The sequence below is a fragment of the Pseudomonas sp. DWP3-1-2 genome, from assembly GCF_049896285.1.
GTDB lineage: Bacteria > Pseudomonadota > Gammaproteobacteria > Pseudomonadales > Pseudomonadaceae > Aquipseudomonas.
On record NZ_JAFCTZ010000009.1, the window covers coordinates 123836 to 143598 of the forward strand.

The window sequence follows — 19763 nt, forward strand, 5'->3', positions numbered from 1 at the left end:
CATTTCCCGCCTGAAACAGAGGATCGCCCATGGCTAAACCTAATTACTCCTTCGCCAAACGTCAGAGAGATCTGGCCAAAGAGCAGAAGAAAGAGGAAAAGCTGCAGAAGAAAAATGCTGCGCTGGCCGAAACCGCCGCTGAAGGCGAAGTCGTTGAAGGCCAGGAGCCTGGTGAAGAAGCGCCGGTGTCCGAAACCACCGCTGAAGACAAACCCGCCAACTGATCGTCACAGGCTTGGTTATCTGACAAGCCAGGCCCAAGTCTGCCGCCTATGCGGCAGACCCAGGCGCCCTCCTCGCTGTTCGCTATCTCCCTCAACCGCTGATGGGCATCACCGTCACCCGCACTTCCGGGTCATGGGTGCCGCCGCCGAGAATAACCCCGCGCAACGGTGACACATCCGAAAAGTCCCGCCCCCACGCCAGACTGATATGTTCCAGCGCGGGCTGGACGTTGTTGGTGGGATCAAAATCGACCCAGCCCAACACCGGACAAAACACCGACACCCACGCATGGGACGCATCAGCCCCAATCAGGCGTGGCTGGCCCGGTGGCGGCTGGGTCAGCAGATACCCGCTGACATAGCGCGCCGATAATCCTCGGGAACGCAGGCACGCCAGCATCAGGTGTGCGAAGTCCTGGCAGACACCCCGACGGCTTTCCAGGACTTCCACCAAAGGCGTCGCAACCTGGGTCGCTTCGTCGTCGAAGGTGAATTCCCGGAAGATCTTTTCCATCAAGGCCTGCACGCAAAGCATCAACGGCGCGCCCAGCGGGAAACACACGGCAGAGAAGTCCGCGAACGATTGCTTGAGGTGCACGTAAGGCGATTCGAAGCGATAGCGGCAAGCTTCGAGGATGTCCGGCGACATCGGCTTGGCGCTGTAGGTCATCGCGCTGCGGGTCGATTCCCAGGCGGGAGACTGATAAAAGTCCAGATGCGGACGCTGCAACACTTCCACCCGCAGACGCGCATTGACCTGCAACTCGTCATGAGGCCGCTCGAAGGCCAGACGTGTCAGCGGGTTGCCGAACACATCGAGTTCGTCGCGACGTATCGTTGGGATCGGACTGATCAGCAATTGTTGCTCGGTGCAGCGCTGCCACGGACTGCGGCGCGGCCACAGGTGCGCAAGCTGCTGAGCCAGGGAAACCGGGCTGTCGTATTTGTAATGGGTATCGTGAAGGATCTGGTAATGAGCGCTCATCAGACGGACACCGTGCGTTGGCTGACATCATCGACATGGGCGAAATGGCGCAACGCCAGCCGATCAGACACTTGCCCGCTCGCCTCGCCAATGCTTTGCAGCAGATCCGCCAGCCCTTCGAGCACCGCCTGCACACTGCTTTCACCGAACAATGGATTCTCCAGACAGCCCAGATCGATACTCGACAGACGCCGCACCAGAGTTCCCAGGCTGGCATCCCGTGCCGCGCCGAAGTCTTCATTCAAGCGATTCAACGAGCGTGACACCAGCTTGAGCTGGAACAGCACCGCATGGGGGTTCTGTTCGTCGAGCAACAACAGGTCAAGCACAGGGATCAATTGCGGCACGGCGAGGTAGCGCGACCGGTAGGTGATGCTGCTGTTACCCAGCTCCAGCAACCACTCAAGGCCCTCCTGATCGGACACCGCGACACCGCGCAGAAAGCCGGCCAGGCTATTGCTGAGAAACTTCAACCGTTCGATCCGCCGCCCCATCATCAAAAAGCGCCAGCCTTCGTCGCGGGTCATGTCGTCCAGCGCAAAACCGGACAGCGCCGCCAGCGACATCACCAGGCGGTTGAGGAAATCCAGCAGTTCGCCAAAATCCGGCTCTTCGCTTTCCAGGCTCATGGCCTCACGTTGCAACTCCACCAGTGCTTGCCAGTTCTCTCGGGACAGCTTGCCGCGCACTTGCGAAGCAGCCCATTGCAAACGTTGCAGATTGGAACGCAGGCTGAAGGGCCAGTCGTCACCCACCAAGGCCGCCAGCAGGCGTTCGTGCAGCTCGCCGCCGTCTTCCTCCGTAGGCACCAGGCCAAGGCTCTCGCCCAGCGCCACGGCAGCCTCAAGGGCCACAGGGTCGTCGCCGTCCACATACCGCGCCAGGATGATGCGCAGAAGTCGTGCACTGTCGTCGCAACGTTCGCAATAGCGCCCGAACCAGAACAGGTTTTCCACCACCCGCGACGGCAGGTAAGGATCGCGCCGGATCAGGTCATGCACGCCCAGGGTGCGCTGGCTTTTCCAGGGCTCGCCACCGCTGGACCGGTCGCCCAACACCCAGGTGTCCTTACTTGCGCCGCCGCGCTGCATTGACACCACATCGGCGTCAGCCTCGGCCGCCACACGGGTCAGACCGCCGGGCAGGACGCGATACCCCTGCGCAGTGGCCACGGCGTAAACCCGCATGCCGATGGCCCGGGGTTGCAGTTGTTCGCCATCAGGCTGCCAGACGGGCGCCTGAGACAACTGCGCCAGCTCCTGAGCCACGTAAGCATAGGGCCGCGCCTGCATGCGCAGCGCCAAAGTCTGGCGCTGTTCGGGGGTCAGGTCGCGGCCGAAGACTGACGAGAAACTTTGAGAAGGGAACGCGGGCTTGATCAACAGCTCGGGTATTTTCTCCAAGGCCTGGGCCAGGACGGGCGGCTCGCCGCACCACCAGGTCGCCACCGACGGCAGGATCAGTTCTTCGCCAAACAAGTGTTCACAAATTTTCGGTAGAAAGCCCAGCAAACCCGGCGATTCGAGCACGCCACTGCCCAGCGCATTGGCCACCACCACTCGCCCCTGGCGAACCGCTTCCAGCAAGCCCGGCACGCCCAGCGCCGAATCGGTTCGCAGCTCCAGTGGATCGCAGAAGTCATCGTCCAGGCGGCGCATGATCGCGTGAACCCGGCGCAGGCCACTGAGGGTTTTCAGGTAAACCGTGGCATCGCGCACCGTGAGGTCGCCGCCTTCCACCAACGGGTAGCCCAACTGGCGCGCAAGGTACAAGTGTTCGAAATAACTTTCGTTGAACCGGCCGGGGGTCAATACCACGACCAGGGGCGCTTCGTTGCTGGACGGTGCCTGCCGCACAAGGGTGTCCTGCAGGGCGCGGAAGAAGCCTGAAAGGTGCTGCACCTGCAAGTCGCGGTAGATTTCCGGAAAAGCCCGGGAAACGATCTGCCGGTTCTCCAGTGCATAACCGGCACCTGATGGCGCCTGGGTCCGATCGGCCGTCACCCACCAACGGCCATCCGGCGTGCGCGCCAGATCCACGGCATACATATGCAGGAAGGTGCCTTCGGGCGGCAGTACGCCCTGGCACGCCCAAAGAAAATTGTTGTGCCCGAACACCAGTTCGGCGGGCAACAGACCATTGGCGATCAGCGTTTGCGGGCCGTACAGATCAGCCAGCACCGCGTTGAGCAGTCGCGCGCGCTGGGCGATACCGGCGGCGACGTGCTGCCATTCTTCGGCGGGAATCAGATGCGGCAGCAGGTCCAGCTCCCACGGCCGGTCTGCACCCTTGGGGTCGGCGTAGACGTTGTAGGTCACGCCGTTTTCCTGAATCTGCCGAGCCAGCATTGCCTGGCGCTGGATCAGTTGCGCGGGGGTGCTGCGTTGCAGATGCTCATACAAACGTTGCCAATGAGGGCGCACGGCCCCGTCGGCCTCGAGCATTTCATGATAAGTACCCGCAGAAAGCGGATAGCGGTCAAGCAAATCAGGCATGGAAGGCTCGGCAGAGACTAAAGAATTCAGATTAGCGCAGGCAGGCGACATCCGGATGAACACCGCCATCCGGAGGCCGCCGCGCTGGCAATAACACTTTTAGTGCAAACGCATATCCAGCGTCATGGGTAATTCGTCGTTGATGGTCAACAGTGGCACGTCCAGCTTGCCTGGGGTATGGCCGATCCTGAAGAATCGCGCCAGACGTCGGCTTTCCGCTTCGTTGGCGTTTACCGGCAGTGTTTCGTAGTTGCGTCCCCCAGGATGGGCGACATGATACTCGCAGCCGCCCAGTGAGCGCTGCATCCATGTATCCACCAGGTCAAATACCAGTGGTGCGTGCACGGGAATGGTGGGCTGCAGGCAGTTGGCGGGCTGCCAGGCGCGATAACGCACGCCCGCGACGAACTCGCCGACCCGACCGGTGGGCTGCAATGGCACAGGGATGCCGTTGCAGGTCAGCATGTAACGCTGCGGCGGCAGGCCATTGAGTTTGACCTGCAAGCGCTCAAGGGACGAATCCACATAACGCACCGCACCACCCGCAGCGCCCTCTTCACCCAGTACGTGCCAGGGCTCAAGGGCCTGACGCAGTTCCAGCTCAATGCCGCTCACCGCGTAATCGCCGACTTTCGGGAAACGGAACTCCAGATGCGCCGCAAACCATTCGGAGCGCAACGGGTAACCGGCGGCATTCAGTTCGACAATGACGTCAGCGAAATCCTGTTCGATAAAATGCGGCAGCATGAAGCGGTCATGCAACTGCGTGCCCCAGCGCGCCAGCTTGGCCGGTGCATAAGGCTCGCGCCAGAAGCGCGCCACCAGGGCGCGCAACAGCAGTTGCTGGGCCAGACTCATGCGCGCATGGGGTGGCATTTCGAAGGCGCGCAGTTCCAGCAAGCCCAGCCGGCCAGTGGCGCCATCGGGCGAATACAGCTTGTCGACGCAGAACTCGGCGCGGTGCGTGTTGCCCGTAACGTCGATCAGCAGGTTACGCAGCAGCCGATCCACCAGCCACGGCGCCACTTCCTCACCCGGCTTGGGCATTTGCGCGAAGGCAATTTCCATCTCGTACAGTGAGTCGTTGCGCGCTTCGTCGACCCGTGGTGCCTGAGACGTCGGGCCGATGAACAGCCCGGAAAACAGGTATGACAGCGAGGGATGGTTGTGCCAGTAGCTGAGCAGGCTGCGCAATACATCCGGTCGCCGCAGGAACGGCGAATCCGCTGGCGTCGCGCCGCCCATCACGAAGTGGTTGCCGCCGCCGGTGCCGGTGTGACGCCCATCGATCATGAATTTTTCAGTGGTCAGGCGCGTAAGACGGGCCTGTTCATAAAGAAACTCGGTGCGCTCGACCAACTCATCCCAGGTCGCAGACGGCTGCACGTTGACTTCAATGACGCCCGGATCGGGCGTGATACGGAAGTTGGCCAGACGCGGATCGCTGGGCGGCTCGTAACCTTCCAGCAGCACCGGACAGCGCAGTTCTTCAGCGCTGGCCTCGACAGCGGCCACCAGTTCCAGATAATCCTCAAGCTTCTCAAGCGGCGGCATGAACACATACAGCCGCCCGTCCCGCGCTTCGGCGCAGAGCGCCGTGCGGGTCAGCCAATCGGCGGACTCGTCGATCTTCGGCATGCGTTCGGCGTTGGCGTCCGGTTGCTCCGTCAGGCCGCCGAGTTGCGACTGAACCTGAGCGCTGCCCGGCAACTCAGGAAAATCCTGGTTGTGATCAGTGGGGTGGATAAACGGATACTCCGCCGCCTTGACCCACGGCTGGGAGGCCAAAGGCAGGCGATAGCCCAAGGCAGAATCGCCCGGCACCAGACGGCAGTGGTTGTCGCGCAAGTACCAGCGCCCGCTCTGCCAGCGATCCCCGGCGGCGTTGCGCGCCAATGGCAGTACCTGACCGATGATCTTGTCCAGGCCCTGGGCGAAAACTTTGCGCAGTCGCGCACGCTCCAGCTCGTCACCCAGCCGCGAATCTTCGGCGCTGACGTTCACCGGCAGCGCACCTTCGCGCCACAGGTAATAGAAATTGTCTTCGTAAGCCGGGAACACAAAGCGCGCAGGCAGCTTCAGGCGCTCGGCGACGCTGGCGAGAAACCGGCCAGCCAGTTCACCGGTCGCGCCGTAATCTTCGGTTTCATCGGCGATCAAGGCGTTGTTATGCCACACCGGCTGACCGTCCTTGCGCCAGAAACAGTTGAGCGACCAGCGCGGCAGTTGCTCGCCCGGATACCATTTGCCCTGGCCAAAATGCACGATGCCCAGCGGTGCGTAATGCTTGCGCATGCGCTGGAACAATTCGGCCGACAGCTCACGCTTTTTCGGACCCAGCGCCGCGGTGTTCCATTCATCCCCATCACGGTCGTCGATGGACACAAACGTCGGTTCGCCGCCCATGGTCAGGCGCACGTCGTCGCGAATCAGATCATTGTCGATCTGGCGACCCAAGGCCTGAATCGCCAGCCATTGGTCTTCGCTGTAGGGCTTGGTGACCCGTGGCGCTTCCCAGATGCGCTCCACCGACATCTCGTGCATGAACTCGGTTTCGCACGGCTCCACCATGCCGCTGATCGGCGCGGCGGAAGAAGGCTCCGGGCTGCACGCCAATGGAATATGGCCTTCGCCCGCGAACAGTCCGGACGTTGCATCAAGCCCTACCCAGCCTGCGCCGGGCAAATACACCTCGCACCAGGCGTGCAGGTCAGTGAAGTCGACGTCGGTGCCGGACGGACCGTCGAGGGCTTCGACGTCGGCCTTGAGTTGAATGAGATAGCCCGACACAAACCGTGCCGCCATGCCCAGATGACGCAGCAGTTGCACCAGCAACCAGGCCGAGTCTCGGCAGGAGCCGGAGGCGTTCTCAAGGGTGAATTCCGGGGTCTGCACACCCGGCTCCATCCGGATCAGGTAATCGATGTCCTGGCTCAGGCGCTGGTTCAGGCCCACCAGAAAGTCGATGGCCGGCAGCGGCGTGCGGTCGATGCTCGCCAGATAAGCGGCAAACCGGGGCGTCAGCGGCAATGTTTCGAGATAAGGCGCAAGTTCGCGCTGCTCATCACTGGCGTAGAGAAACGGAATCTTCTCTGCGTAAGGCTCAAGGAAAAAGTCGAACGGGTTGAACACCGCCATTTCGGCGACCAGATCCACTTCAACCCGCAATTCCTGGGTCTTCTCCGGGAAAACCAGACGCGCCAGATAATTGCCCTGGGGGTCTTGCTGCCAGTTGATGAAATGGTTTTCAGGCAAGACTTTCAGGGAATAGGACAAAACCCGGGTGCGGCTGTGGGCTGCCGGACGCAGACGAACAATCTGCGGCCCCAGCTCGACCGCTCTGTCATAGCGGTAGTGCGTGACGTGATGCAAGGCAATATGAATCGACACGGCGTGCCTCCTGCGAGCCTGAACGGTACTGCAACCGCGCAAGACTTATGCCATCCGGGCAAATACGGTGGTTGCGCAAAAAAATGGCAGACCGAAGCACCATTAAAGCGCTTGCCCTGCCCCGCGGTGCAAGCGTTGCACAGAAATAAGGCGCGGGGGAGGGAAAATTTTCAGGAGAGGGAGCAGGTCAGCGTGGGTCGGGAGGAGCCAACGTGTGGGCGAGGCAGTGCCAGGCACAACATCTCGCGAACACGTTCGCGTCTAAAGAGGGACACAGCCGTTACCCATTGGCAGGCAAACCTGGAATCCCCCATGCATGGGGTGCCCGATCAGATCACACCGCCTGTTCAATAGCTGTAGTGAACGACAATTGAGTCTTCACCTGCGGGAGCTCCCTGATTTTTTCCGCCTTTGACCTGATGTCGAAAGGTGAAGCTCGCATATTTATCAAAACTATATTGATTGAAATGGTCCGTATCACCCGAAGAGTTCGGCAAAATATCACGACAATCATCATAACCAGACCCACTCGGTTTGGTGTAGCAAATCTGAACCGTTTCATTCATGTTTTCAGGATAATAGGTCGTTCTCCAACTGATGCTCTTTAGCTTCTTCGGAGCAAAACGATGTGAGCGTGGAAAGTCAAAACTCATCATTGGAAACTGCCCCAGACCAACACCATCTTTGGCAACTACAATTCGAGTCGGCACTGCAGACTTACTAATGATGTTATCTGCAGCAAAGCTATTAGCGGATAAAAGAGCAAACGTAATGACTAGCGTTTTTTTCATGGGTCATTCCTTAATTTTTGTGGTTGATGACCCGCAGCTTAATCAACCGTTTGAGCAGTACAACATACATATATACGTATGATAAAAATTCTTGAGCCCTTAGCAATTTTCACTGCACGCCCCCCAATCGCTGCATAGCACAATCCAGAATGCTGTTATTGCTGTGCAGGCGCGACACCAGAATCGCGCTCTGGCCTGGCGATGCAGGTCTTACATTTTCTCTAGACGTTCCCAAAGGCTGCCAAGCCAGCCCGGCACCTCGGGATGACGCTCATTACCGTGCCATTGTCGTAATATTTCCAGACCGTTTTTTGCTCGCATCAGCTCAAGGTGAGGGCGAACCGCCTCTCCGGTAATTTCCTCCAACATATAACCCAGGGCTCGCCCCTTTTCAGTGAGGCGAGTCACTCCGTTTTCAGTAATGAAATCCGGATCGGGTCGTTGGAGTCTTACCGTACTTGACGTTGTCATCACGTAATTATTATTTTTCCATACATAAGTAGAGAACTGATTGTCCGGAGAAGTAGCCGTATGGGCCTCAGCAGAAAACCTCGTCACGACATGCTCCAGAAAATCGAAATCTACCCAATTACCCAGTGCGTGCCCCGGATCCAGCGTATATCTCAAGAACCCTTGATCGAGTCGAGTACTGGCTATTGCTGAGCCTTGCAGCATTCGTGATGCGGTGGCAGAGTCTTTTTCAGTAAAATCGACGCTCAGCTGCCAACCTTGACTGTTATATTGATGGCCATTATTGAAGCTCCCCACAATACGGCCATTATCACACTGCCTGTAGTCGCCAAGATCCCCAGCGAGGGTATCAACGTAAGTCATATCAACATTTTTATCCTGAACATAGGCATAGATATCAGAAAGCAGTTGCCTATCCTGTTTCGTGAGGTACTCCAAGCTGCTACGACCGACGTTCTTGAACAACATACCTTCCGCACCGTCCATGATTGGCGGCTCACGCCCACCGAACAAACGATCCAGCATTATCTGGCGGCCACGGTCATCGGTGCTGTTGTTAACGACGGACAAGTCAGCCTGGGACGAACGCGCAACGGTCGTCGAATCATGCGATGTGGATAACCCGGTAAAAGCCGTTTCAGGCAGCAATCCTCGAACCCTCTCCATAGGACTCGCCGCCTGTACCTCTGTGATTGGCGCATCGCTTGAATCGAGAGCGATTCTGCGCAAGAGATCATCTGCGTAACCAGTCGGATACTGAGCTTGCTCGATAACGGGGAGCGACTTGAAGTGAGCAAGCGCTTCGCCGAGGAATCCAGTCATTTTGCCCGTCGAGTCGTACTCGTCCAGCGCCCGCGAAGCCGCACCTTGCCGCCAGAGCTGCTCCTGTCTGGCGGTTTCCTGCCAGGCTGACACACGCTCTTCAACAGTGAACTCGCCGTGCTCAGCATAAGTCATCAGCGCAAGTTGATCGCGAGGCATACCTTCAAACGAGCGACTGTCCACGCCGCCCACACCACCCGACAGCTCGGTTAACACTTGTGACGCTTTCTGGCCAAGGGATTGCGGGTCAAGCGCTGCATCCCTGATCTGCGCCTGGGCCGCAGCGGCGCCGAGCTGCCGGGCCAACACTGAAACAGAGCCGTGGGAAGGCGTTTGGCTCGTATGGTTTTCTTCAGCATTCGCGAGTGCTGAGGCCTGAGGTTTACCACCGGCAGGGGTGGCAACAGGCTGAGCGCTTACTGGATTGTAATGAGTGTTAATGATGACCACGGCGACTCTCCCGCTTTCAATGAGAAAACGAGCCTAGGGATTCATCGCCCTGGTGGAAGCCGGAAGCGCGCCGTCATCGCGTGTGAAATTTCTCTTTTGCTCTTGGCGTCTGGCTGACAAGGCGCGCCATGAACGGCCTCGACAACAGCAAAAAGCGCTGATCGAACAAAGAATCAGGGACATTCGTCAGAACGTAAAACCCGTGCGCTGAAACGCATAACGCCAACCCGGAGGTTGGCGTCATGCACTCAAGTAAACACTGTCAGCGCGGAACGGCTGGCTTGCGCTTCGGCGGCTTAGGGCCTTTGCCCTTCGCGGCATCCATCCGATCCTTGGTCGCCTGCTTGTTACGGGCCATGGCCGCCGCCTTGGCTTCTTCGCGCTTGTCCCACGGCTTGCTGCCGTCGCTGCCACGGGGCGGAAGCCCGGTGTGCTGGGTCTGGATCAGCGTGGTCTTGGCGACCTTGTGACTGCCGGCCGGGGTCGAGTTCTTGCGGCGTGCGCTCTGATAACCCTCGGTGGCAGGCTGGTGCGCCGGAATCAACTGGTCCTTGCCCGAGCCGATCAGGTCGGCACGCCCCATGCGGATCAACGCTTCGCGCAACATCGGCCAGCCTTTCGGATCGTGATAACGCAGGAACGCCTTGTGCAACCGGCGCTGTTCCTCGCTCTTGACGATGGTGACCGAATCGCTCTTGTAGGTCACTTTGCGCAGCGGGTTCTTGCCCGAGTGATACATGGCGGTTGCCGTCGCCATGGGCGACGGATAGAACGCCTGCACCTGATCAGCGCGGAAACCATTGCCCTTGAGCCACAAGGCCAGATTCATCATGTCTTCATCGGTGGTGCCCGGATGGGCCGCGATGAAGTACGGAATCAGGTACTGCTCCTTGCCCGCTTCCTTGGTGTACTTCTCGAACATGCGCTTGAACTTGTCATAGCTGCCGATGCCCGGTTTCATCATCTGGTTGAGCGGACCTTCCTCGGTGTGTTCCGGGGCGATCTTCAGGTAGCCACCCACGTGGTGAGTGACCAGTTCCTTGACGTATTCCGGCGACTCGACCGCAAGGTCATAGCGCAGACCGGACGCAATCAGGATTTTCTTCACGCCCGGCAAGGCACGTGCGCTGCGGTACAACTGGATCAGCGACGAATGGTCGGTATTCAGGTTCGGGCAAATGCCGGGAAACACGCAGGACGGCTTGCGGCACGCGGATTCGATTTCCGGGCTTTTGCAGGCGATGCGATACATGTTCGCGGTCGGACCACCCAGGTCGGAGATGACACCGGTAAAACCTGGCACCTTGTCGCGGATTTCTTCGATTTCCCGAATGATCGACTCTTCGGAACGGTTCTGGATAATGCGACCTTCGTGCTCGGTGATCGAGCAGAAGGTACAGCCGCCGAAGCAGCCGCGCATGATGTTCACCGAGAAGCGGATCATGTCGTAGGCCGGGATCTTTTCCTTGCCATACGCAGGATGCGGGACACGGGCGTAAGGCATGCCAAACACATAGTCCATTTCTTCGGTGGTCATCGGAATCGGTGGCGGGTTGAACCAGACGTCCACTTCGCCATGTTTCTGCACCAACGCCCGGGCGTTGCCGGGATTGGTTTCAAGGTGCAATACGCGGTTGGCGTGGGCATAGAGCACGGCATCGCCACGGACTTTTTCCATGGACGGCAGACGAATCACCGTCTTGTCGCGTGTCATCCGGGGGCTGGCAAGAATCTGCACAACCTTGGGCTCGTTGGGATCTTCAACCGGTGCCTTTTCCTGCTCGATGGCGCAGGCTTCGGTGTCCTGAGTGTTGACGTAGGGGTTGATGATCTTGTCGACCTTGCCCGGACGGTCGATTCGCGTGGAATCCACTTCATACCAGCCCGCAGGCGTGTCACGACGAATGAACGCGGTGCCGCGCACATCCGTGATGTCTTCGATCTTGTGGCCCCAGGACAATCGCTGGGCAACTTCGACAATCGCCCGTTCGGCGTTGCCGTAGAGCAGGATGTCGGCGCAGGCGTCGATCAGGATCGAGTTGCGGACCTTGTCCTGCCAGTAATCGTAATGCGCGATGCGACGAAGGGATGCCTCGATGCCACCAAGAACAATCGGTACGTGCTTGTAGGCTTCCTTGCAACGCTGGCTGTAAACCAGGCTCGCACGGTCCGGACGCTTGCCGGCCATGCCGCCGGGCGTGTAGGCGTCGTCGGAGCGGATTTTCTTGTCCGCGGTGTAGCGGTTGATCATCGAGTCCATATTGCCCGCAGCGACACCGAAAAACAGGTTCGGCTCGCCAAGCTTCATGAAATCGTCTTTGGACTGCCAGTTCGGCTGGGCAATGATCCCGACGCGGAAGCCCTGGGACTCCAGCAGCCGGCCAATGATCGCCATGCCAAACGACGGGTGATCCACATAAGCGTCACCGGTGACGATGATGATGTCGCAGGAATCCCAGCCAAGTTGATCCATTTCTTCCCGGCTCATCGGCAGGAAAGGCGCTGGCCCGAAACATTCGGCCCAGTACTTGGGATAGTCAAATAATGGCTTGGCTGCTTGCATGTCGATGACCGGTGTTGGTGTTCAGGGAGGCGATCTGCATTCGCAAAAATCGCGGTCGCGGAATATAGCACAAAATTTGATCAAGTCCGACGATGGCGGTCGGAAATGGGTGTTGACCCTGCACCAATAGTACAGCTGGCTGGCGGTTATCAAGCTTTGTTGGAGCGAGGCTTGCCCGCGAATGAGCCGGAACCGCCACTACTTATTATCTGCCGCCGGACAAAGCTTTCGCGGGCAAGCCTCGCCCCAACGGACGAGACTACTCGTCGTCGAAGTTGTAACTACCCGGCGCCAGGTTCTCGAAGCGGGTGTACTTGCCGATGAAGGCCAGGCGCGTGGTGCCGATAGGCCCGTTACGCTGCTTGCCGATGATGATTTCGGCGATGCCTTTGTGCTCGGTCTCCGGGTGATAAACCTCGTCCCGATAGACGAACATGATGACGTCGGCATCCTGCTCGATCGCTCCGGATTCCCGCAAGTCGGAGTTGATCGGGCGTTTGTTCGGGCGTTGCTCCAGGGAGCGGTTGAGCTGGGACAAGGCAACCACAGGGCAGTTGAATTCCTTGGCCAGTGCTTTCAACGAGCGGGAGATTTCGGAAATCTCGTTGGTGCGGTTGTCGCCGCCGGAGCCGGGGATCTGCATCAATTGCAGGTAGTCGATCATGATCAGGGCGATATCGCCGTGCTCACGCACCAGCCGTCGCGTCCGCGCGCGCATTTCCGAGGGGCTGATGCCGGCCGTATCGTCGATGAACAGCTTGCGGTCGTTCAGCAGGTTGACCGCCGAGGTCAGGCGCGGCCAGTCGTCGTCTTCCAGGCGACCGGCGCGGACCTTGGTCTGGTCGATGCGGCCAAGGGACGACAACATACGCATGATGAGTGATTCGCCTGGCATCTCCAGCGAGTAGACCAACACGGCCTTGTCGCTGCGTAGCACCGCGTTTTCCACAAGGTTCATGGCGAACGTGGTCTTACCCATGGACGGACGGCCGGCGACGATGATCAGGTCAGACGGCTGCAAACCACTGGTCATGCCATCCAGGTCGGTGTAACCGGTGGACAGCCCGGTGATGGCGTTATCGGTGTTGAACAAGGTGTCGATGCGGTCGATGGCCTTGGTCAGCAGGTCGGTGACGCTGACCGGCCCACCCGTCTTGGGGCGTGCTTCGGCAATCTGGAAGATCTGCCGCTCGGCCTCGTCAAGAATCTCGGCCGCGTTGCGACCTTCCGGGTTGAAGGCGCTGTCAGCAATTTCCGTGCTGATGCTGATCAACTGCCGCAGGGTCGCCCGCTCGCGAACGATCTGGGCATAAGCCTTGATGTTGGCGACCGACGGAATGTTTTTTGCCAGCTCACTGAGGTAACCCAGGCCACCGACCTGGGAGGTCTGACCTTCCTTGTCCAGCTGCTCGGCCAGGGTGACCACGTCAATGGGCATGTTCTGATCAGCCAGACGCGCAATGGCCCGGAAAATCAAACGGTGGTCATGTCGATAGAAGTCACCATCCGACACTTGATCGAGCACGCGCTCCCAGGCGTTGTTGTCCAGCATCAAGCCACCGAGCACAGCCTGTTCGGCCTCGATGGAGTGCGGTGGCACCTTCAGGGCTGCGGTTTGCAGATCGTATTGCTCAGGGGCGGAGATATCGTTCATGACCACTCAGAATCAGGGGTTGTGAAAAACCAGGGTACAGAAAGACAAAGGGCACGACCTGAAAACAGGTCGTGCCCGATGTTAATCCTCTGGCGAGCAAGTCGCCAGACGATCACGTACTGCTTAAGCAGCCACCACAACAACGCGTACGGTTGCTTCTACGTCGCTGTGCAGGTGCACGGCCACGTCGAATTCGCCAACGTTGCGGATAGTGCCGTTCGGCAGACGAACTTCGCTTTTTGCAACTTCAACGCCAGAGGCGGTCAGTGCATCAGCGATGTCGTGGGTGCCGATCGAACCGAACAGCTTGCCTTCGTCACCGGCAGTGGCAGTGATAGTCACTTCCAGCTCAGCCAGTTGGGCAGCGCGAGTTTCGGCAGAAGCTTTTTTGTCTGCGGCCAGTTTTTCCAGCTCGGCACGACGCTCTTCGAACGCTGCAATGTTGGCAGCGGTCGCGGCGGTAGCTTTACCGTATGGCAGCAGGAAGTTACGACCGTAACCGGCCTTAACATTCACTTTGTCGCCCAGGTTGCCCAGGTTGGCGACTTTTTCCAGAAGGATCAGTTGCATGTGAAAATCCTCTTAACTTTTAACCTTCACCGTTCGCAGGGCCATTACCGGCGTCTTTCGACGCCAGGCGTCCGCGAAAATCAATCAGGCTGTCGACAATGGCTAACACCACGAGCAACGGATAGATCAGCTGCATGAACACCAGCAGCGTTATGTACATCCCTACCAGCCAGAACCTGGCCAGTCGCTTTTCAGCCACCAACCCGTGCATCAGGGCCAGCCCGGCGAATACCAGCGGTACGCTGCACAGCGGTGTCAACATCGCGGCCTGGGTACCGAAATTCGGTCCTACAAGCATGCACACCAACAGCATCAACGCGGGTACCAGCGGGAGTCTCACAGCGCGAAACTCGCGCCCGAAACCTCCTGGGTTGTACAACAACGCTTGCCAGTAACGCCCGATAATCAGGCTCAACACACTGACGATTTGCAACAAGGCCGCTATCAGGCCGTTCAGGACCGGTGCAATCAATGATCCCAGGCGCGCTCGCTCTTCTACGGACATCTGTTCGTAGAGACCCGAGAGCATCGCCGGCAGGTGTTTCTGCAACTCCTGCGACATGGCCTCAATGGGTTCGCGGAAAGCCGCGCCCAGAATCACTGCATACAACAGACCCAGTGCCACGCTGACCAGCAGCACGCGGACCCAGGACTCGCTGGCGCGAAGAATCATCGCCAGCCCCAAAGAACCTGCCAACACCATAAAGGTGCGAGGTTCCCCGAGATACCACCAGACCAAGGCCGGCAGCAGAGCCCAGGCCAGGACGCCAAAAGCGTCTCTGAACCCGCGCCGCAGAAGCACAAAGCAACCTGCGGCAGCACTCAACCAGAACAACAACGGCAATGCCGCACAACCAACCACTACAAGAGTGGCCTGCACGCGGCCACGCATGATGAATTCAGCGATGGCGCGCATGCGTTCTATCCTTTAGCTCTTTGTCGACTGCCCGGTCTCAGCGGCCGTGGCTGTCGGTGTAGGCCAGCAGGGCCAGGAAGCGGGCGCGCTTGATAGCGGTGGCCAGCTGACGCTGATAACGTGCTTTGGTACCGGTGATACGGCTTGGAACAATTTTGCCGGTCTCGGATACGTATGCTTTCAAAGTGTTGAGATCTTTGTAATCGATCTCTTTCACGTCTTCAGCGGTGAAGCGGCAGAATTTACGACGACGGAAGAAACGTGCCATGTAATTGGCTCCTCAAAAGGTCCGTGGATTACTCGTCAGCGTTATCGCTGTTGTCACTGTTGTCGCCGTCATCGCCATCGGCGCTGTCGGAGTGCTCAGGACGGTCACGACGCTCACGGCGCTCGCTGCGGTTTTCTTCTGCCTTGAGCATCTCGGACTGACCGGTTACGGCTTCGTCGCGACGGATGACCAGGTTACGGATCACGGCATCGTTGTAACGGAAGTTGTCTTCCAGTTCAGCCAAGGCCTTACCGGTGCATTCAACGTTCAGCATCACGTAGTGAGCCTTGTGAACATTGTTGATTGCATAGGCCAGTTGACGACGGCCCCAATCTTCCAGACGGTGGATTTTGCCGCCGTCTTCTTCGATCAGCTTGGTATAACGCTCAACCATGCCGCCGACTTGCTCGCTTTGATCCGGGTGGACCAAAAAGATGATTTCGTAATGACGCATGAATGCTCCTTACGGGTTGTAGCCTGCCGCCATTAGCGGTCAGACAAGGAGTGAATGACACTGTTAGTCTTGCTCAGGGTCAGGCACATGAGCGCCTGCCGTGACAGCAAGGGGCGCAATTGTAGAGAAGGGGATGCAGGGGTGCAAGGCAATTGGTGAATATTTGAGCAATTGCCGCAAAGCACCTGCAGGAGCTGCCCGGAGTGACCAGGCCTGCGATCGCGGCTCGCCTGAAACACCGCGTCGCGGCCGTCGCAACTCCGGCCCCTCCTGCATGCGCCAGGCGCTTATTTCTTGCTGGCTGCCTTTACGCTGCGCTGACGCAGGGCTTCAAACAGGCAAACACCAGTAGCCACTGAAACATTCAGACTGCTGACGCTGCCTGCCATGGGCAATCGCACCAGATAATCACAATGCTCCCGCGTCAGACGGCGCATGCCTTTGCCTTCGGCACCCATGATCAGGATGGTCGGGCCCGTCAGGTCTTGCTGATACAACTCCTGCTCGGCCTCCCCCGCCGTACCGACCACCCAAAGCCCGCGCTGCTGGAGTTTTTCCAGGGTGCGCGCCAGGTTGGTAACCGCGACCAGAGGAATCACCTCTGCGGCGCCGCATGCGACCTTGCGCACGACCGGCGTCAGGGTTGCTGACTTGTCCTTGGGCACCAGCACCGCCAGCGCGCCTGCCGCATCAGCCGTGCGCAGGCATGCGCCGAGGTTGTGCGGATCGGTCACGCCGTCGAGCACCAGAATCAGCGGTGCGCCTTCGGTACGATCAAGCAGTTCGTCGAGCATCGCCTCGCCCCAGACCTGGCTCGGACTTACTTCAGCCACGACGCCCTGATGCACGCCCTCAACCCAGACGTCCATCTCGCGACGCTCTGCCTGACCGACAGACACACGGTTCTGATTCGCCAGCTCCAGCAGAACCTGAACGCGAGGATCGCTGCGACCTTCGGCCAGCCAGACTTGCTTGACCCGCTTCGGGTGATGACGCAACAGCGCTTCTACCGCGTGCACGCCGTAGATTTTTTCCAGCTGACTCATGGCTTGGCCTTAGGTTTACGCACTCCGCCGCTTTTGGCAGCCGGAGCAGAACCCGCCTTGGGCGGGCCTTTACGGTGTTTACTCGGTTTGGCGGGCTTGCCGGAAGTACTCGGGGCGGTACCCGAGTTACTCGACTTTCCCGACGATGCCTTGCTACCGCCTTTCGCTTCTGCCAACAGGGCCTGCTTCAGTTCACGGCTTTTGCGCACCTCGGCGTTTTTCGCGGCGGCGTCGCTTGGGCGATAAGCTTCAGGCTCATCCTTGGCTTTAGCCTTGGCAGGACGCTTGCTCGGTGCCTTGGACGGCGCAGCGGATGCCTTCTCGGCCGGTGCCGCTGTCGCTTCCGTGCCACGACGTTTGCGACCGATCGGTGCCGTCAGGGTTTTCTCGGCCATTTCGAAGTCGATCTTGCGCTCGTCAAGATCAACGCGCATGACGCGAACTTCGACGGTATCGCCAAGACGGAAGCTACGGCCAGTGCGCTCACCCGCCAGGCGGTGATGCACAGGGTCAAAGTGGTAGTAATCGCCCGGCAACGCCGTGACGTGTACCAGCCCTTCGACGTAGATATCGGTCAGCTCGACGAACAGGCCAAAACCCGTCACCGCCGTAATCACGCCCGGGAACGACTCACCCACGCGATCCTTCATGAACTCGCACTTGAGCCAGTTCACAACGTCGCGAGTCGCTTCGTCGGCGCGACGTTCGCTCATGGAGCATTGTTCGCCCAACTGCTCCAGCGCGGCTTCGTCGTATGGATAGATACGCGCTTTCGGAATGGTCATCGCACCGGCACGACGCACGTGCGGCGTGTCTTGTTTGGAGCGGATCACGCTGCGAATCGCACGATGGGTGAGCAGGTCCGGGTAACGACGGATCGGCGAGGTGAAGTGCGTATACGCCTCGTAGTTCAGACCGAAGTGACCGTGGTTGTCCGAGCTGTAAACCGCCTGACTCAGGGAGCGCAGCATGACCGTCTGGATCAGGTGATAGTCCGGACGTCCGCGAACGGTTTCCAACAAGGCCTGGTAATCCTTCGGCGAAGGACCGTCCTTGCCCTTGTGCAGCGACAGACCCAGCTCACCCAGGAAAGCGCGAAGTTTTTCCAGACGCTCCGGCGGTGGACCGTCGTGCACCCGATACAACGCAGGAATCTCATGCTTCTTGAGGAATTCGGCAGTGGCCACGTTGGCCGCCAGCATGCATTCCTCGATCAGTTTGTGAGCATCATTGCGGGTCGTCGGACGAATCTCCGCGATCTTGCGTTCGGTCCCGAAGATGATTCGGGTTTCCTGGGTTTCGAAATCAATCGCTCCCCGCACATGACGCGCCGCCAGCAAGACCTTGTACAGCGCATAGAGCTGCTTGAGGTGCGGCAACACGTCAGGGTATTCGCCACGAAGCTGACGGGCTTCGGTGGTTTTCGGCTGCTCCAGCATCGAACTGACCTTGTTGTAGGTCAGGCGTGCGTGGGAGTGAATGACGGCTTCGTAGAACACGTAGTCGGTCATTTCGCCGGTCTTGGAGATGGTCATCTCGCAGACCATGGCCAGACGGTCAACATGAGGATTGAGCGAGCACAGGCCGTTGGACAACTGCTCAGGCAGCATCGGCACCACGCGCTCAGGGAAATACACCGAGTTGCCGCGTACTTGCGACTCTGCGTCGAGGGCCGAACCGATCTTCACGTAGCTCGACACGTCGGCAATGGCCACGTAGAGCTTCCAGCCACCGGAGAACAAACGCAGTTTGCCCGGCTTGGCTTCGCAATAAACCGCATCGTCGAAGTCGCGGGCATCTTCACCGTCAATGGTGACGAACGGCAGATGGCGCAGATCGACGCGATTCTCTTTGTCTTTATCTTCGACTTCCGGCTTGAGCTTCGCCGCTTCCTTGAGGACAGCTTCAGGCCAGACGTGGGGAATATCGTAGGTGCGCAGCGCAACATCGATCTCCATGCCGGGCGCCATGTAGTTGCCCACCACTTCAACAATGTCACCTTGAGGCTGGAAGCGCGGCGTCGGCCAGTGAGTGATTTTCACTTCGACGAACTGACCGATCTGCGCATTATTGTTGCGCCCGGGCGTGACCAGCACTTCCTGCTGGATCTTCGGGTTATCCGGGATCACGAAGCCGATGCCGCTTTCTTCGAAATAGCGGCCGACCACGGTCTCGTGAGCACGGGAAATAACCTCGACGATCACACCTTCGCGGCGACCGCGACGATCAAGACCCGACACTCGCGCCAGCGCGCGGTCACCGTCGAACACCAGACGCATCTGCGCCGGGCTCATGAACAGGTCATCGGTGCCGTCATCCGGGACCAGGAAGCCGAAGCCATCACGGTGCCCACTGATACGACCCAGGATCAGATCCAGCTTGTCCACCGGTGCATACGTACCACGCCGGGTGTAGATCAATTGCGCATCGCGTTCCATTGCACGCAGGCGGCGGCGCAGGGCTTCGAATTGATCTTCAGTAGTGAGAGCAAACTCTTCTACGAGCTGCTCGCGACTCGCGGGAGAACCGCGATCGGCGAGATGCTTGAGAATCAGCTCACGGCTGGGAATAGGGTTTTCATATTTTTCCGCTTCACGAGCGGCCTCGGGATCGAGGGACTGCCAATCGGCCATTAGAGAGTTTTCACCTTGTCTATATGTGGTT

At 59.0% G+C, this 19763-nt stretch carries 14 protein-coding genes; 1 reads left to right on the forward strand and 13 read right to left on the reverse strand.

Features of this window, described 5'->3' with window-relative positions; genetic code table 11:
* Positions 1-29: 29 nt before the first annotated feature.
* On the forward strand, positions 30-224 hold the full coding sequence (locus ACP7B0_RS18540; protein ID WP_426143022.1) for a hypothetical protein: 195 nt from the start codon (positions 30-32) through the stop codon (positions 222-224).
* Between the two features lie 91 nt (positions 225-315).
* On the opposite strand, the gene ACP7B0_RS18545 is transcribed toward ACP7B0_RS18540, so the two are convergent.
* The 13 genes from ACP7B0_RS18545 to rnr form a co-directional block, all read right to left on the reverse strand.
* On the reverse strand, positions 316-1209 hold the full coding sequence (locus ACP7B0_RS18545; protein ID WP_426143024.1) for a transglutaminase family protein: 894 nt from the start codon (positions 1207-1209) through the stop codon (positions 316-318).
* Positions 1209-3704, reverse strand: a complete 2496-nt coding sequence (locus tag ACP7B0_RS18550) for a circularly permuted type 2 ATP-grasp protein (RefSeq protein WP_426143025.1) — start codon at positions 3702-3704, stop codon at positions 1209-1211. The genes ACP7B0_RS18545 and ACP7B0_RS18550 overlap by 1 nt, the downstream gene beginning before the upstream one ends.
* A 99-nt stretch (positions 3705-3803) precedes the next feature.
* Positions 3804-7094 (reverse strand): DUF2126 domain-containing protein, encoded by a 3291-nt coding sequence (locus ACP7B0_RS18555; RefSeq protein WP_426143027.1) that lies wholly within the window; start codon positions 7092-7094, stop codon positions 3804-3806.
* Positions 7095-7441: 347 nt separating this feature from the next.
* Positions 7442-7885: a hypothetical protein gene (locus tag ACP7B0_RS18560; protein WP_426143028.1), complete on the reverse strand. Its 444-nt coding sequence runs from the start codon at positions 7883-7885 to the stop codon at positions 7442-7444.
* Between the two features lie 210 nt (positions 7886-8095).
* The gene (locus ACP7B0_RS18565) at positions 8096-9628 is read right to left on the reverse strand and encodes a hypothetical protein (RefSeq protein WP_426143029.1); all 1533 of its coding nucleotides are present in this window, start codon (positions 9626-9628) and stop codon (positions 8096-8098) included.
* Between the two features lie 262 nt (positions 9629-9890).
* A complete protein-coding gene (locus tag ACP7B0_RS18570; protein WP_426143030.1) occupies positions 9891-12191 on the reverse strand; it encodes a YgiQ family radical SAM protein in 2301 nt (766 codons plus the stop codon).
* 259 nt (positions 12192-12450) lie between these two features.
* The gene (gene dnaB, locus ACP7B0_RS18575; protein WP_426143031.1) at positions 12451-13845 is read right to left on the reverse strand and encodes a replicative DNA helicase; all 1395 of its coding nucleotides are present in this window, start codon (positions 13843-13845) and stop codon (positions 12451-12453) included.
* A 123-nt stretch (positions 13846-13968) separates the two neighbouring features.
* The gene (gene rplI, locus ACP7B0_RS18580) at positions 13969-14415 is read right to left on the reverse strand and encodes a 50S ribosomal protein L9 (protein WP_259110731.1); all 447 of its coding nucleotides are present in this window, start codon (positions 14413-14415) and stop codon (positions 13969-13971) included.
* A gap of 19 nt (positions 14416-14434) precedes the next feature.
* Entirely contained in the window at positions 14435-15331 is an 897-nt protein-coding gene (locus ACP7B0_RS18585; RefSeq protein ID WP_426143032.1) for a hypothetical protein, read from the reverse strand.
* Positions 15332-15368: 37 nt separating this feature from the next.
* Positions 15369-15599 carry a 30S ribosomal protein S18 gene (gene rpsR / locus ACP7B0_RS18590; protein ID WP_002551829.1) on the reverse strand — a complete coding sequence of 77 codons (231 nt, stop codon included), beginning with the start codon at positions 15597-15599 and terminating at the stop codon, positions 15369-15371.
* Between the two features lie 28 nt (positions 15600-15627).
* A complete protein-coding gene (rpsF, locus tag ACP7B0_RS18595) occupies positions 15628-16053 on the reverse strand; it encodes a 30S ribosomal protein S6 (protein ID WP_122851041.1) in 426 nt (141 codons plus the stop codon).
* Positions 16054-16340: 287 nt separating this feature from the next.
* Positions 16341-17099, reverse strand: a complete 759-nt coding sequence (rlmB, locus tag ACP7B0_RS18600) for a 23S rRNA (guanosine(2251)-2'-O)-methyltransferase RlmB (RefSeq protein WP_426143033.1) — start codon at positions 17097-17099, stop codon at positions 16341-16343.
* The gene (gene rnr, locus ACP7B0_RS18605) at positions 17096-19732 is read right to left on the reverse strand and encodes a ribonuclease R (protein WP_426143034.1); all 2637 of its coding nucleotides are present in this window, start codon (positions 19730-19732) and stop codon (positions 17096-17098) included. Before rnr ends, rlmB begins: the two co-directional genes overlap by 4 nt.
* Between the last annotated feature and the right edge of the window lie 31 nt (positions 19733-19763).